Genomic DNA, 14,327 nt, shown 5'->3' with positions numbered 1-14,327 from the left:
GCGGAGGAAAATATGGATTATCGCTACATTGTCGTAGAAGGGTCTATAGGCAGTGGCAAATCAGCTTTAAGCCGTCGTCTGGCGCAGTATTTCGATGCCTTGCTGTTATCGGAAATACCGGAAAGCAATCCGTTTCTGGAAAAATTTTATCTGAATGCCACTAATCATGGCTTGGCCACCGAGATGCATTTTCTGATGCGTCGTTGTGAGGCAATCAATGTGATTTATGCTGAGGATGAGCGGCGTTCACGGATTATTGCTGATTTTCTGCTGGAAAAAGACCAGATATATGTACCGGTAATTTTGCGTGAAGGTGAACAGACTCTGTACTGGCAAATCAAACAGAAAGTGATGCCGAAATTTCCAGTACCCGATCTGGTGATTTATCTGGAAGCAGATGATGATTTACTGGACAGGCGTCTGCATCAGCGTGAAGATGGGATGATAAACCTGTTTCCTGCGGGTTATTTACAACAGATTCATGCAGAGTATCGTCGTTTTTTTCATTTATACCAGCACGCGCCTCTGTTAATTGCTAATACCAATGAGCTGGATTTTCTGGGTAATGACGACCATTTTGAGCTGTTGCTCAATACCATTGCCAATATGAAGGGTAGTCGCAACTATCTGAATTTGAGCGAGTAACTTTCTGATGTAGCTTCCGAAAAGGCTGTTAATATCTGCTGGTTTTGGTAATTATTGTAGCCTGTGTCTGTCGTAAATGTGCTATTTTAGCTAGCTACGCTGTTTAACCTAGGTAAAAATATATCAATGATATTATGCTTTTTGTCTGGTATTTAGCAGACTGATTTACAAATGAGCATGGTAGCGAACTGTATTTTTCCATTGGAAAAGTACAGTTTTTGTATATTGGCTAACTGAATAATTGGTTGTTGGACGCAAAATTCAGCAGTAAATAAAACAGATAAAGTCTGGTGGTAAACGAGTGCTGCCGATTTTAGCTGCATAGCCTGATTATTTTGCTCGAATTGAATTAAATGTTAGAGATTATTTATTAGGCTAATGAAAATGCGGCTGCTGGCAAAATGTTTGTTAATCTGCTCTGGTATGGCGGGCGGCTGTGGTATTTTGCCGGTCATTAATCCAGGCTGGATGCTATTTGCGTTAACTTACACAGATGTCTTTTGTCAGTGTGCTGACGACAGGTAAATAAGCAGTAGCCACCGGCAGTATTTTTCTAATGAACATAATTAACGGATTTATCTGTTTATGCATACTATTCACACTTTAAGAAAGATGAAAGCAGCTGGCGAAAAAATTGCTATGCTGACTTGTTATGATGCCAGCTTTGCCCGCCTGATGAGCGATGCAGGTGTTGATGTGCTGCTGATTGGTGATTCACTCGGCATGGCGGTACAGGGGCAGACTTCTACCATACCGGTTAGTGTAGAGGATATTTGCTACCACACGGCAGCGGTGGCGCGTGGTAATCAGCAGGCACTGATTCTGGCTGATTTGCCGTTTGGTGCCTATCAGCAAAGTAAGGAGCAGGCTTTTGCTGCCGCGGTACGTCTGATGGTGGCTGGTGCGCACATGGTTAAACTGGAAGGTGGTGCGTGGATAGCAGAAACCACGCAGTTTTTGCAGCAGCGTGGTATCCCGGTTTGTGCGCATATTGGCCTAACTCCGCAATCCGTTCATACGCTGGGCGGCTATAAAGTGCAGGGGCGTGGTGAGGCTGCGGCACAATTGCTGGCTGATGCTCAGGCGCATGCTCAGGCAGGGGCGGATATGGTGTTGATGGAATGTGTACCCAGACAGCTGGCAGCACAGGTTACTGCTACAGTAAGCTGCCCAACCATCGGTATCGGTGCTGGAGTGGATTGTGATGGTCAGGTACTGGTAATGCACGATATGTTGGGTATTTATCCGGGTAAAACAGCTAAATTTGTTAAAAACTTTATGCAGGGGCATGACACTATTCAGGCGGCAATCAGTACTTATGTAAATCAGGTAAAGGCAAAAGTTTTTCCGGGCGTAGAGCACAGTTTTACTGACTGATTGTTTTAGTTAATTTTTTGTTTTTATTTGAAAGCATCCCCGCTTTGCGCAATTTTGTCTTTACAAACGGGCAGATTGGGCAGCGGGCGGATATTTTTACAGGCTTGTTTTTTTTGCAGGAAGTATATATAAGTTAATTCGTTGACTAATAGAAATATTTAGAGAGATGCCTATGGCGCTGGCCAAGCCTTACCCTCGTGCAATGACTATTGCTGGTTCTGATTCCAGTGGTGGTGCTGGTATTCAGGCGGATTTAAAAACCTTTGCTGCACTTGGCGCATATGGCACCAGTGTCATTACCGCCATTACTGCGCAAAACACTTTCGGTGTACATCAGGTTATGGTTGTACCTCCGGATATGATTGAGGCGCAGTGTGCTGCTGTGATGTCGGATATTCGGATTGATGCGGTTAAAATCGGTATGCTCGCCGACACTGACAGTATTCGTAAAGTGTCAAAGACGCTACAGCAGTATCATCTGCCTTTTACTGTGTTAGATCCGGTGATGGTGGCTACGTCTGGTTCGGCATTGTCTATAGAGAATACAGTACAGACATTGAAGCAACTGCTAATGCCGCTGGCTGATATTGTTACGCCTAACTTGTTTGAACTGTCTACGCTAACACAGAAACCGATTGCCACCACGGATCAGGAAATGCTGGAACAAGGGCAGATATTGCTGGATGAGGGATGTCAGGCTGTACTGGTAAAGGGCGGGCACCGTAATGATTCTGAAGAAGCTACTGACTGGCTGCTGGAGGTGGATTGCGAACCAGTGTGTTTCAAAAGTTTACGGATTAATACTTCTCATACCCATGGTACCGGCTGCACACTTTCAGCTGCGATAGCCGCATTGCGCCCCAAGCATGAGAATCTGGCCAATACGGTTGCAGCAGCTAAAAGCTATGTGCATGGTGCGATTGAGGTGGGCCAGCACTGGCATCTTGGACATGGTTATGGTCCGTTAGCCCATTTCTGGCGCATAAAACGTGATTAGTGGTTTCATCTGTATGCTAAAATTGGCTGCTTGACAGCTAATCAGGGTAAGGCAGTAATTGCCATTTTTCAGACAGGGGAGTGCTAATGCAGACATGGCATCAGGCAATTGGTGCAGAAAAACAGCAACCATATTTTCAGCATATTCTTGAAGTGGTACGCGCGGAGAGGCTGGCCGGCAAGGTAATCTATCCGCCTGCTCAGGATGTGTTCAACGCATTCAAGGCAACTGAGTTTGCTCAGGTTAAGGTGGTGATTCTTGGGCAGGACCCTTATCATGGTCCGCAACAGGCACATGGCTTATCTTTTTCTGTACGGCAGGGTATTGCCATTCCACCTTCATTAGTCAATATCTATAAAGAGCTGGCGGATGATATTCCCGGCTTTCATATTCCACAGCATGGTTATTTGCAGCATTGGGCAGAACAGGGAGTACTGCTGCTGAATACTGTTTTAACCGTACGCGCCGGACAGGCGCATTCACATGCTGAACTGGGCTGGGAAACTTTTACTGATCGGGTTATTGCTGTGCTCAATGCCGAGCGTGAGCACGTGGTATTTATGCTGTGGGGTAGCCATGCACAGAAAAAAGGTGCCATGATAGACCGACATAAGCATCTGGTATTGTCTGCGCCACATCCCTCGCCGTTATCGGCTTATCGGGGCTTTTTTGGCTGCAAGCACTTTTCCAAAGCCAATGCATACCTGCAAGAGCACGGCCTGACTCCGATAGACTGGCAGCTATAGTATGCTGTTTATCGGCCAGCATGCCGCAGCTACGGTTTTCAGGTAAATAACCTTGTTCTGCCTTGCTGGAAAGCATCATTAAAACCATGTTAAATCTAAACCCGCAACAACACGAAGCCATTCATTATCTTGCTGGGCCGCTCTTGGTACTGGCTGGTGCCGGCAGCGGCAAGACGCGTGTTATCACCGAGAAAATTGCCTATCTGATTACTCAGGCAAATTATCCGCCACAGCAGATTGCCGCTATCACTTTTACCAATAAAGCAGCACGCGAAATGCAAGAGCGGGTGGGGCATTTATTGCGTAAACCGCAAACACGTGGTTTGACCATATGTACCTTCCATTCACTGGGCATGCGCTTTCTGCGCGAAGAAGCGGCTGCGGCCGGATATAAGAAACAGTTTTCCATTCTGGACAGTGCTGATGCTGGCAAAATTATCAGCGAGTTACTGGGTAGTAGCGGCCGGGAAATGGTATTTAAAGCGCAACACCAGATTTCACTGTGGAAAAACAGCCTACTCACACCTGAAACGATTATTCAGCAGGCAGAAGACCCGTGGACACATCAGATCGGGCAGCTATACGCTTCCTATCAGGATACCCTGACCAGTTATCAGGCGGTGGATTTTGATGATTTAATCCGCATTCCGGTTGAGCTGTTACAAAATGAGGCAGAGATTCGTTATAAATGGCAATTACGTTTGCGTTATTTGCTGGTAGATGAATGTCAGGATACCAATACCTGCCAGTATGCCTTGATGCGTCTGCTTACCGGCGCGGAGGGTAAATTCACCGCCGTGGGTGATGATGACCAGAGTATCTATGCATGGCGTGGCGCCAATATGGAAAACCTGCGCCTGTTACAGCAGGATTATCCGGATTTGAAAATTATTAAGCTGGAGCAGAACTACCGCTCTACAGCACGCATATTACGGGTTGCCAATCAGGTAATTGCGCATAATCCCAAGCTATTTGCCAAAACCTTATGGAGTGAATATGGCCTTGGCGACATGATTGATGTGATTGCCTGTAAAAATGAAAGCCATGAAGCTGATTTGGTGGTAAGCCGGATTGCCCATCAGAAGCTGGTTGGTGGTGATGCAGTGCATTACCGGGATTTTGCTATTTTGTATCGAGGTAATCATCAGGCAAGGGTATTTGAAGAAGCCTTGCGCAGCCGGCGTATCCCGTACCGGCTTTCCGGCGGACAAAGTTTTTTTGATAAGGCTGAAATCAAGGATGTGCTCGCTTATGTGCGTTTGCTGGCCAATCCCGATGATGATCCGGCATTTTTACGCGCAGTGACGACACCGCGGCGAGGAGTGGGCGAAACCACGCTGGCCAAACTGAATAATTATGCCAAAGTGGCACAATGTAGTCTGTTTGAGGCAGCACGCAGTATGGATGCCTTAGCAGAACTGTCGCCAAAAAGCCGCGAACCTTTACAGCAGTTTATGGCTATGCTGGCTGATTATCAGGCACGTGCCAGTACAGAGGCAGCCGGTAGCCTGCTGCATAATCTGCTGGCTGATATCGCTTATGAGGCACATCTGCTCAATACCGAAGAAGGGCGCGCCGGAGAAATCAAATGGTGCAATGTTCGGGATTTACTTGGCTGGATAGGCAAAAAAGGCGAAGAAGACGGCAAAAATATTCTTGAAATAGCTCAGACGATTGCACTGATGACATTGCTTGAGGGCAAAGAAGATGAAGATGCAGATATGGTAAGCATGTCAACGCTGCATGCTTCCAAAGGACTGGAATATCCGCATGTATTTCTGGTGGGCTGCGAAGAAGGCGTTTTCCCCCATGCCGACAGTGTGGAAGAAGGCAATATTGATGAAGAACGCCGGCTGATGTATGTGGGTATTACCCGGGCACGGCAAACCCTGACGCTGACCCATTGTCATAAACGCAAACGTGCCGGTTCATGGGAATTTCATGAACCCAGCCGTTTTATTGACGAGATGCCGGCTGAAGATATTCGTTTACTTGGACGCAAGGGCAGTGAACCCATTGTTAGCCAGTCGGAAGGCAAAAGTATTCTGGCCAGTATGATGGCGCGGCTGAATAGTCTGCAATCCTGATAGTGCACTTTACGGCTGTTGCATGTGGCTTTGCCTGTTCCATGTTAAACTAGACACTGTTTGCTGCGAATGCAGTTTATTATGGAAAAATGTTATGAAAATCGCCAAAAACTCTGTTGTGATGCTGGATTATGAAATGTTTAATGCTGATAACCAGCTGATAGACAAAACTGAAGAACCGATTAGCTATTTGCATGGTGGTTATGATGGTATTTTTCCACTGGTGGAAGAACAGTTACATGACAAAGAAGTAGGCGATGTAGTGGATGTAACACTGGCACCGGACGATGCATTTGGTGAACAGGAAGAAGATTTAATTCGCATTGAACCGCTGGATGTTTTTCCGGTTGAAGTGGAAGTGGGCATGATGTTTGAAGCTGACGACCCGGAAACTGGTGAGGTAATGGTATATCGCATTACCGATGTGGCTGATGGCAAAGCAGTGGTGGATGGTAATCATCCATTGGCAGGCCAGCGCATTCGCTTTATCGCAACGGTGAAAGACATTCGCCCAGCTACTGCTGAAGAGCTGGAACATGGCCATGTGCATGGCGCGCACGACCATCACCACTAATGACTGATACAGCCACGTAGTGGCTGTACCGCACAAATAAAGGGAATATTCGCTCAGGGCTGAATATTCCCTTTATTTTTACCTATTAACTGGCGCTGGCCAGTGTTGCGCGGGCAGACAGAAAACGATTGTATTTTGGCTGCCAGTTCACAGCGCCAGAGCCAGACGGTATGATGTAACCATGCGTTAATTTTCTTATTGATAGCATCATGACTCCCGCACAAATTCTCGCCACTGCCCGCCCATATTCACTATTTCTTAGTCGTTTACTGGATAATCATTTACTTGATCAGGATAAGCTTTATCCATGGCTGCAACGGCGTCTGACAGCAGATGATTTTCATGATTTTGCTGACTGGGGGCAATTACAGGTCAGTGAAAATGAAGCCGAACTGGCACGGCAGTTACGCCTGCTGCGCCGTTATGTGATGGCACATATCATGGCGCGGGATTTGGCGCGCGTGAGTGATTTGGCTGAAGTTACCACCACCATTACCCATCTGGCTGATTTTGCCATTAATGTTGCCGAGCAGTATGCGCATGCCTATTATGCTGGCCTGTATGGCGAACCGATTGGTTATCACAGTGCCACGCCTCAGCGCCTCAGTGTAGTGGGTATGGGCAAAATGGGTGGTTATGAACTGAATGTTTCTTCTGATATTGATTTGATTTTTGTTTTTCCCGAAGCCGGTGACACCAATGGCAAACGACAGAAAAGCAATCAGGAATTTTTTACCAAAGTTGGTCAGAAAATCATCGCTTTGTTAAATGATATTACTGGCGACGGGCAGGTTTTTCGTGTTGACATGCGTCTGCGTCCTGATGGTGATGCCGGAGCGCTGGTGATTAATGAAACGGCACTGGAACAGTATCTGATTCAGCACGGGCGGGAATGGGAGCGCTATGCATGGACAAAAGCGCGCCTGATTACTGATTATCCGAATAATATAGCGGCACTGGTGCGGCCGTTTGTGTACCGTAAATATCTGGATTTTAATGCCTATGATGCCATGCGCAGCCTGCATCAGCAGATTCAGCGCGAAGTTACCCGAAAGGGCATGGCCGATAATATCAAACTTGGTGCTGGTGGCATCCGCGAAGTGGAATTTGTCGCACAGATTTTCCAGTTGATACGTGGCGGACAAGTACGCAGCCTGCAACTGAAAGGTACACAGGAAACCCTGCAAACACTGTTACAGCAAGGCATGCTGCAACAGGATAACGTGGATACCTTGCTGCAAGCCTACCATTTTCTGCGTGATACCGAGCACCGGTTACAATACTGGGATGACCAGCAAACCCAGATGCTGCCCACAGGCGCAGAACAACAGCAAATGCTGGCACAGAGTATGGGTTATGGCAATTATGCCGATTATCTGGCTGCACTGAATCAGCACAGAGAGGCTGTAAACCAGATTTTTAATGCCATATTTATTGATCCGGATGATAAAGCCAAGCCACAAAACCCGGATATGGTACGCGTATGGCAGGATGAAAGCGACTGCGAAGAAAAAACAGCCCTACTGGCAACGTATGGATTTGATGCTAAAAAGGTATTGCCGCGTCTGCAACAGCTACATCATGGTAGTCAGTACCGACAGTTATCGCCCGCAGCGCAACAGCGTTTTGATGAAATGATACCATCTGTGCTTAGTGTGGCAGCCAAATATGCCCAGCCCGACACCACATTAACCCGCTTACTGGATTTTCTCGAAGCCATAGGCAGGCGTAGCTCCTATCTGGCCTTTATGCATGAACATCCGGAAGCGCTGGAAAAACTGGCCGGACTGATGAGCCAGAGTAGCTGGGTGGCTACCTATTTACAACAGCATCCGGTGTTATTGGATGAACTGCTCAGCAATGAATTAATGCGCATAGATACCGACTGGGCAGCACATGCACAGGAACTGGTACGCGTACTTGATGACTGCCATGGGGATGTTGAAACACAAATGGATGTTTTGCGCCGGTTTCAGCATGCGTGGACTTTCCGCCTGGCTGTGCAGGATTTGGCGGGTTTGTGGACGGTGGAAGCATTGTCTGACCAGCTTTCTGCTCTGGCCGATTTAATCATTGAAACCGCATTGGCAAGAGTGTGGGCACAATTGCCGCGCCGGCACACCGATACTCCTCATTTTGCCGTGATTGGCTATGGCAAATTGGGTGGCAAAGAGCTAGGCTATACCTCTGATTTGGATCTGGTTTATGTATTTGCCGATGATCATCCGGATGCTATCGATATCTATACCCGTCTGGCACGCCGTTTGACTAGCTGGCTTACCGTACCTACTGGTGCCGGTATGCTCTATGATATTGATTTACGCCTGCGTCCGAACGGCGATTCAGGTTTTACTGTTACCCATATACAGGCATTTGAACGCTATCAACGCGAAAGTGCGTGGATATGGGAGCATCAGGCCTTAACCCGGGCGCGCTTTATTGGCGGAGACAGTACAGTGGGTACCCGCTTTGATGCGGTGCGGGACGAAATCCTGTGCCGCCAGCGTGATACAGATGAGTTGCGCGCTGAAATCATTGCTATGCGTGAAAAAATGTTTCCTACTCATCCGCCCGTTGCCAGTAATGTTAAATATGCCCGTGGTGGCGTCGTGGATGTCGAATTCATCGTGCAGTATCTGATACTGGCCTATGCACATCAGTACCCGCAATTATTACAGAATTACGGCAATATTGCCCTGCTCAGCATCGCAGCCGAACTGGGACTGGTAGACAGCAGTCTGGCCGAAGCCAGCCGCGCTGCCTACCGCTATTATCGTCAGCAACAGCATAATACCCGCCTGCGTGATGCCGTCACTACCCCCATAGACACCACTTTACTGGCGCATTATCAGGTAGTGAAGCAGCTATGGACACAAGTATTTGCCGCCGTGCCGGCTGAATGAATATTTCCATGTATCTGCCCAAACAGTACTGGCAGACATAAAATCCTTATTCCTCAGCAGAATTACTCCATTGTGCTGCTTGAAATAAACAAAGCAGACAGCGTACAATCAAAGGCCGCACTACCTTTTCAAACTGGTCTACCGTAGTGAACCAACTGATATTTGACTTTGATGATCGCAGCTATCCCGGATTTGATAAATTTCTTGGCCATACCAATGCAGAACTGATTTACGTATTACAACAGCAGGCCGACCCATTTGTTTTTGTCTGGGGGGAGGCCGGCAGCGGTAAAAGCCATTTGCTCAAAGCATGGGTGGCACAGGCACAGTCGCGCGGGTTGAAAGCTGAATATGTTGATGCCGCCAGAGAAGGCCTTGGCTACTGGCTGTTTGACCTTGACTACGTTGCCGTAGACCAGATTGAATTACTTAGTGCCACCGAGCAGCAGCAACTGTTTTCTCTCTTCAACCATTTTCGTAACAGCCGTCGTGGTAACTTACTCCTGAGCTCAGCTATCCCGCCCCAGCAGCTCATGATTCGTGAAGATTTACGTACACGCATGGCCTTTTGTCTGGTGTACGAAATCAAGCCATTAAGCGATGATGAAAAATTCAATGCTCTGGTAGGCATGGCACATGCGCGGCAGATACCAGTGGATGCCGAAGTTATCCGCTACCTGCTTGCTCACTGGCGGCGTGATCTGGACAGCCTGCTTCTGATGCTCAATACCCTGAATGACTACTCACTGGCGCAAGGACGGCGCATCACCCTCACATTACTGCGCCAGCTACTCAAACAACAGGAACATGCATGAATCTGGCTATTTTTGACCTTGATAACACCCTGATTAACTGTGATTCGGATAATGAATGGCCGAAATATCTGCTGCAAAAAGGATTGGTAGACAAATCATTTGTCGATATGAAAAACGACAAATTCTATCAGGATTATCTCAATGGCTGTCTGGATATAGATGAATTTCTGCAATTTCAGCTCGCTCCACTGGCACGTTTCAGCCGTGCCGAACTGGATGAAATGCATACCGAATACATGCGCGACTTTATCGTGCCGCATATTTCTACCATGGCAAAAATGCTGGTACAGGGGCATCGTGATGCCGGTGATGAAATGTTGCTGTTATCCGCTACCAATGAATTTATTATCGCTCCGATTGCAAAAACATTTGGTATTCAGAATATTATCGGCGTACAGTTAGAAACGGATACAGCAGGTAATTACACTGGACGCTATATTGGCACACCCAGCTTTAAAGAGGGCAAAGTTACCCGCCTGCAACAATGGCTGGTACAGCGCGGGCAGCAGCTGAGCGATTTTGCCAAAGTGTATTTCTACAGTGATTCGCACAATGATCTGCCACTGCTGAAAGAAGTAACCGACCCAGTGGCCGTTAATCCTGATGAAAAACTGGCGCAATATGCGCGCCACCATGGCTGGCCGATACTCAATTTCATGTAAAGGATGCAGCATGAGCGCAACAGAAAAAATGCAGATTGTCGATTATAACGACCGCTATCAGTCTGCTTTTCGGGATTTAAATGCAGCATGGATAGCCAAATACTTTGAAATGGATGACCGCGATTATCAGTTACTCGATAATCCCAAACAGGCCATCATTGAAAAAGGTGGCTACATACTGGTTGCACTGGATAATGGAAAGCCCGTAGGCGTATGCGCGCTGGTAAAACTGGATGGTGATCCCTACGATTTTGAATTGGCCAAACTGGCTGTGGCACCAGAAGCTCAGGGCAAGCACATTGGTTCACAGCTAATAGAGGCCGTGATAACCAAAGCGCGAGAGCAGGGCGCAAAAAAACTGTATATAGAAAGCCATACCAGCCTGAAACCGGCCATTCATCTGTACCAGAAAGCTGGCTTTAAAGAAATCACTGACCATCCCAGCTCATTTAACAGAGTGAATATCCAGATGGAGCTAACCCTGTAATACTCGGAACATAGCTGCATAAATAGTTGTGAATCACGCCGGTATGCGGCAAAAAAGCCAGTATATCTGTCAAACGGATACACTGGCTGCTTTTTAGCCTGAATGCATTATTGTTTTATGGTACTCGCATGATATAGGCTAATAGCAAGTGCCTGTTGCCTGATTTCCGCCACACAGTACCACAATCCTCCTATCAGCGTATTTAAACTGCCAGAAAAACTTAGCATTTCTGCCATACTTACCGTAGCCATGCCACCCAGATTTTCACGTTCTATTAACAGCTTGCCCAGTATTTGCATTAGTTCCTGCAAAATATAATCTTCTGATTCGCAGCAGTGTAGCAGCAGTGCAAGGTCTTCTGGGCTAATCAGTCTGGCTTTTTCTGCTACCGATAAATCTGGATTGCGAATAATACCTACAGCCTGAGCATTGAGCAGAAGAGTGGCGGCACCGTCTGCCAATTGTGGTGATAATTTAGTCATAGCATATTTCCTATTTCAGTATTGTTATTGAAAATAGCTACACTATTAATAATACATGGTAAAAGAGGTGCTATAACATAATCCTTTGAATAATAAATTACTTTAATTGCCGCAATATCAAAAGATTGAAATTAAACATCCAGTTGTATATCACATCGCAATCATCGTGTTGGCATTTTAAATAAACTGTTTTAAAGTATTAACAATTGATGTTTTATGCAAACAATAAAGATTTATGATTACTTTGGCTCAAGGCACTATTTTAAATAATAAGCAGATGTGCGAATTATTTCTCTGTTCACCACAAGGTGGGATGCGTAAATCAAATAAAACAAACACATTAGTGCTCATTACTAATCATCTCGACTCTGTATATAACGATGTATGGGAAGATGATATTTTACATTACACTGGTATGGGGCAATTGGGTAATCAGTCTTTGGAATTTGCCCAAAACAAAACTTTAGCTAATATTGAGAATAATGGTGTGCAAGTACACTATTTTGAAGTATTAAAAGAACATGAATATACATATATAGGTGAAATGCTCAAAGCTGGTGAGCCTTATATTGCTCAACAATTAGATGTGAGCAACCAATGGCGCCAAGTTTATATTTTTCCACTGCGATTGAAGCAAGGTGGCTTACCCGTTGAAATGATAAACCATCATGAAAGTGATAAATTATCAGCATTAAAGCGCTTATCAGATAAAAGACTAGTAGCTAAGATTCAACAACAAACGCTAGAATTTAAACAGGCTAATAAAATAACAGTGAAAACACCGCGCTATCGGCGCAGTATGGAGTTAGTAGAATATGTAAAGCGCCAAGCTCAAGGTTATTGTGACTTATGTGAACAGCCTGCACCTTTTGCTAATAAAGACCAACAACCTTATTTGGAATGTCATCATGTAATATGGCTATCGCAAAACGGCGCAGATTCATTAGATAATATAGTAGCCCTATGTCCTAATTGCCATCGAAAGATGCATATTGTGCAAGATGAAAATGATATTAAGAAATTAACTGCAATTGCCCGCAATCGTCAGCACTTATTAGATACAAATTTCTAATTCTGGAAAAAATTTGTTTGTGGAATAAACAAGCAATATATATCAACCAAATTATCAAAAAATATTTTAGGAAAAACCATTTATATTTATTAATTTAATTTTTCCAATATGACGTTGAATAACATTAACTATTCAGCCTTTTGGTGGGTGAATGCTGATAAGTAAGTAACATATGTTGTATTCAATTTTGTTATAGCACCAGTATGGCACGAAAATCGTTGATATTGGTGCGGGTGGGGGCGGTTAGCAGTAGTTGTTCTGTTGAGGCAAAGAAGTCGTAAGCACGGTGTTGCTGGAGCATGGTAGTAGCGCATAGTCCGGCCTGCTGTGCTTTGAGCAGGCTGTCTGGGGTAAGCCATGCGCCGGCGTTGTCTTCGCTGCCATCAATGCCGTCGGTGTCTGCGGCCAGGGCATAGATGTTATCGGCACCATTCAGGGCAATAGCCAGTGCCAGCAGAAATTCGCTGTTACGGCCGCCACATCCCTGTTGCTGGTTCAGAGTAACGGTGGTTTCTCCGCCGCTGAGAATTAACAGTGGTTTGCTGTTCTGGCGCTGATGACGCTGAAACAGGGCAATTCCGGCCATGACCTGAGCAACTTCCCGTGCTTCGCCACCAATACGGTCGCCCAGATAAAGTACATCGATGTTTTGATTTTGTGCCCAGTTTTGCGCGGCGCTGAAAGCCTGATGCGGGGTAATGATGATATGTGCGCTGCTGTTAGGCAGTTTTTTAGGCGTTTCTGCTTCGGCTGTGTGTAAATAGGTGGCTACACTGGCAGGCAGGTTGAGCTGATACTGGTTTTCGATATGTTCAATGTCGGCCAGTGTGGTTGGATCAGCTACTGCGGCGCCGGAACCGATGGTGCTGATATCGTCGCCGACTACATCGGATATGGCCAGTGTAGTGATGTGTGCTGGCGCAGCAGCTTCTGCCAGCCGGCCGCCCTTGATGCGCGACAGATGTTTGCGCAGGGTATTCATGGCTTCTATGGGGACGCCGTGGCTGAGCAGCTGGCGGTTGATGTATTGTTTATCGGCCAGTGTAATACCCGCTACCGGCAGGGTGGTCAGGGCTGAGGCACCGCCTGATACCAGATAATATACCTGATCATCTGCATTTAACCCGCTTACCGCATTGAGTAAAGCCTGAGCTGCTGCCTGTCCGGCAGAATCCGGCAGGGGATGGCTGGCTTCCAGTACTTTGATATGCTTTGTGGGTACGCTGTGGCCGTAACGGGTCACAACTACGCCGGATAGTGGCGGATAATCCTGTGGCCAGATTCTTTCCCATTCAGCGGCCATAGCTGCTGCTGCTTTGCCTGCGCCTACGACAACTACCCGTCCACGGGGTTTTTGTGCTGGCAGCCACGCGCTCATTTTATTAATCGGGCTGGCTTCTTTGACGGTGTAATGAAACAGTTGCTGTAAAAAGCTGATGGCGTTGGCGTGGTTGAGCATGCAGTTTCTCCTAGGGCTGTT

At 46.5% G+C, this 14,327-nt stretch carries 14 protein-coding genes; 11 read left to right on the top strand and 3 right to left on the bottom strand.

The features are described from left to right. Positions 1–12: 12 nt before the first annotated feature. The 6 genes from GYX26_RS00755 (at position 13) to GYX26_RS00730 (ending at position 6,426) form a co-directional block, all read left to right on the top strand. Positions 13–645, top strand: coding sequence for a deoxynucleoside kinase (locus GYX26_RS00755; RefSeq protein WP_100091052.1), 633 nt, complete (start codon positions 13–15; stop codon positions 643–645). 585 nt (positions 646–1,230) lie between these two features. Further along, positions 1,231–2,022 (top strand): 3-methyl-2-oxobutanoate hydroxymethyltransferase, encoded by a 792-nt coding sequence (gene panB, locus GYX26_RS00750; protein WP_100113761.1) that lies wholly within the window; start codon positions 1,231–1,233, stop codon positions 2,020–2,022. A gap of 172 nt (positions 2,023–2,194) precedes the next feature. Continuing rightward, positions 2,195–3,019, top strand: a complete 825-nt coding sequence (thiD, locus tag GYX26_RS00745) for a bifunctional hydroxymethylpyrimidine kinase/phosphomethylpyrimidine kinase (RefSeq protein ID WP_174827650.1) — start codon at positions 2,195–2,197, stop codon at positions 3,017–3,019. A gap of 86 nt (positions 3,020–3,105) precedes the next feature. After that, the gene (gene ung / locus GYX26_RS00740; RefSeq protein WP_100113763.1) at positions 3,106–3,765 is read left to right on the top strand and encodes a uracil-DNA glycosylase; all 660 of its coding nucleotides are present in this window, start codon (positions 3,106–3,108) and stop codon (positions 3,763–3,765) included. Positions 3,766–3,851: 86 nt separating this feature from the next. Next, positions 3,852–5,852, top strand: coding sequence for a DNA helicase Rep (gene rep, locus GYX26_RS00735; protein ID WP_174827649.1), 2,001 nt, complete (start codon positions 3,852–3,854; stop codon positions 5,850–5,852). A 94-nt stretch (positions 5,853–5,946) separates the two neighbouring features. Then, positions 5,947–6,426, top strand: coding sequence for a peptidylprolyl isomerase (locus tag GYX26_RS00730; protein WP_100113764.1), 480 nt, complete (start codon positions 5,947–5,949; stop codon positions 6,424–6,426). A gap of 85 nt (positions 6,427–6,511) precedes the next feature. On the opposite strand, the gene GYX26_RS11505 is transcribed toward GYX26_RS00730, so the two are convergent. Beyond that, positions 6,512–6,634 (bottom strand): hypothetical protein, encoded by a 123-nt coding sequence (locus GYX26_RS11505; protein ID WP_255453828.1) that lies wholly within the window; start codon positions 6,632–6,634, stop codon positions 6,512–6,514. Between the two features lies 1 nt (position 6,635). Between GYX26_RS11505 and glnE the strand changes: the two genes are divergently transcribed. From glnE to GYX26_RS00710, 4 genes are all read left to right on the top strand, one after another. Continuing rightward, positions 6,636–9,329: a bifunctional [glutamate--ammonia ligase]-adenylyl-L-tyrosine phosphorylase/[glutamate--ammonia-ligase] adenylyltransferase gene (glnE, locus tag GYX26_RS00725; RefSeq protein ID WP_174827648.1), complete on the top strand. Its 2,694-nt coding sequence runs from the start codon at positions 6,636–6,638 to the stop codon at positions 9,327–9,329. Between the two features lie 146 nt (positions 9,330–9,475). Then, on the top strand, positions 9,476–10,144 hold the full coding sequence (gene hda, locus GYX26_RS00720; RefSeq protein WP_100113766.1) for a DnaA regulatory inactivator Hda: 669 nt from the start codon (positions 9,476–9,478) through the stop codon (positions 10,142–10,144). Beyond that, a complete protein-coding gene (locus GYX26_RS00715; RefSeq protein ID WP_174827647.1) occupies positions 10,141–10,806 on the top strand; it encodes an HAD family phosphatase in 666 nt (221 codons plus the stop codon). The genes hda and GYX26_RS00715 overlap by 4 nt, the downstream gene beginning before the upstream one ends. Positions 10,807–10,816: 10 nt before the next feature. After that, entirely contained in the window at positions 10,817–11,293 is a 477-nt protein-coding gene (locus GYX26_RS00710) for a GNAT family N-acetyltransferase (RefSeq protein WP_174827646.1), read from the top strand. A gap of 107 nt (positions 11,294–11,400) precedes the next feature. Here GYX26_RS00710 and GYX26_RS00705 read toward each other — a convergent pair whose 3' ends face one another. Beyond that, complete coding sequence (locus GYX26_RS00705; protein WP_100113769.1) at positions 11,401–11,775, bottom strand: hypothetical protein; 375 nt, start codon at positions 11,773–11,775, stop codon at positions 11,401–11,403. A gap of 235 nt (positions 11,776–12,010) precedes the next feature. Between GYX26_RS00705 and GYX26_RS00700 the strand changes: the two genes are divergently transcribed. Next, complete coding sequence (locus GYX26_RS00700; RefSeq protein WP_174827645.1) at positions 12,011–12,847, top strand: HNH endonuclease signature motif containing protein; 837 nt, start codon at positions 12,011–12,013, stop codon at positions 12,845–12,847. Positions 12,848–13,037: 190 nt separating this feature from the next. On the opposite strand, the gene GYX26_RS00695 is transcribed toward GYX26_RS00700, so the two are convergent. Next, positions 13,038–14,306 (bottom strand): glycerate kinase, encoded by a 1,269-nt coding sequence (locus GYX26_RS00695; RefSeq protein WP_174827644.1) that lies wholly within the window; start codon positions 14,304–14,306, stop codon positions 13,038–13,040. Positions 14,307–14,327 lie beyond the last annotated feature (21 nt).

The sequence above is a fragment of the Snodgrassella sp. ESL0253 genome, assembly GCF_013344965.1.
GTDB classification, from domain to species: domain Bacteria; phylum Pseudomonadota; class Gammaproteobacteria; order Burkholderiales; family Neisseriaceae; genus Snodgrassella; species Snodgrassella alvi_B.
Note: the sequence above shows the minus strand (reverse complement) of the source record. Positions and strands in the feature narration are given on the sequence as shown.

What these genes read in the sequence shown, in the direction of transcription:
- GYX26_RS00755 (WP_100091052.1), top strand. Translation starts at nt 13, where the DNA reads ATGGATTATCGCTACATTGTCGTAGAAGGGTCTATAGGCAGTGGCAAA.
- panB (WP_100113761.1), top strand. Translation starts at nt 1,231, where the DNA reads ATGCATACTATTCACACTTTAAGAAAGATGAAAGCAGCTGGCGAAAAA.
- thiD (WP_174827650.1), top strand. Translation starts at nt 2,195, where the DNA reads ATGGCGCTGGCCAAGCCTTACCCTCGTGCAATGACTATTGCTGGTTCT.
- ung (WP_100113763.1), top strand. Translation starts at nt 3,106, where the DNA reads ATGCAGACATGGCATCAGGCAATTGGTGCAGAAAAACAGCAACCATAT.
- rep (WP_174827649.1), top strand. Translation starts at nt 3,852, where the DNA reads ATGTTAAATCTAAACCCGCAACAACACGAAGCCATTCATTATCTTGCT.
- GYX26_RS00730 (WP_100113764.1), top strand. Translation starts at nt 5,947, where the DNA reads ATGAAAATCGCCAAAAACTCTGTTGTGATGCTGGATTATGAAATGTTT.
- GYX26_RS11505 (WP_255453828.1), bottom strand. Translation starts at nt 6,634, where the DNA reads ATGCTATCAATAAGAAAATTAACGCATGGTTACATCATACCGTCTGGC.
- glnE (WP_174827648.1), top strand. Translation starts at nt 6,636, where the DNA reads ATGACTCCCGCACAAATTCTCGCCACTGCCCGCCCATATTCACTATTT.
- GYX26_RS00715 (WP_174827647.1), top strand. Translation starts at nt 10,141, where the DNA reads ATGAATCTGGCTATTTTTGACCTTGATAACACCCTGATTAACTGTGAT.
- GYX26_RS00710 (WP_174827646.1), top strand. Translation starts at nt 10,817, where the DNA reads ATGAGCGCAACAGAAAAAATGCAGATTGTCGATTATAACGACCGCTAT.
- GYX26_RS00705 (WP_100113769.1), bottom strand. Translation starts at nt 11,775, where the DNA reads ATGACTAAATTATCACCACAATTGGCAGACGGTGCCGCCACTCTTCTG.
- GYX26_RS00700 (WP_174827645.1), top strand. Translation starts at nt 12,011, where the DNA reads ATGATTACTTTGGCTCAAGGCACTATTTTAAATAATAAGCAGATGTGC.
- GYX26_RS00695 (WP_174827644.1), bottom strand. Translation starts at nt 14,306, where the DNA reads ATGCTCAACCACGCCAACGCCATCAGCTTTTTACAGCAACTGTTTCAT.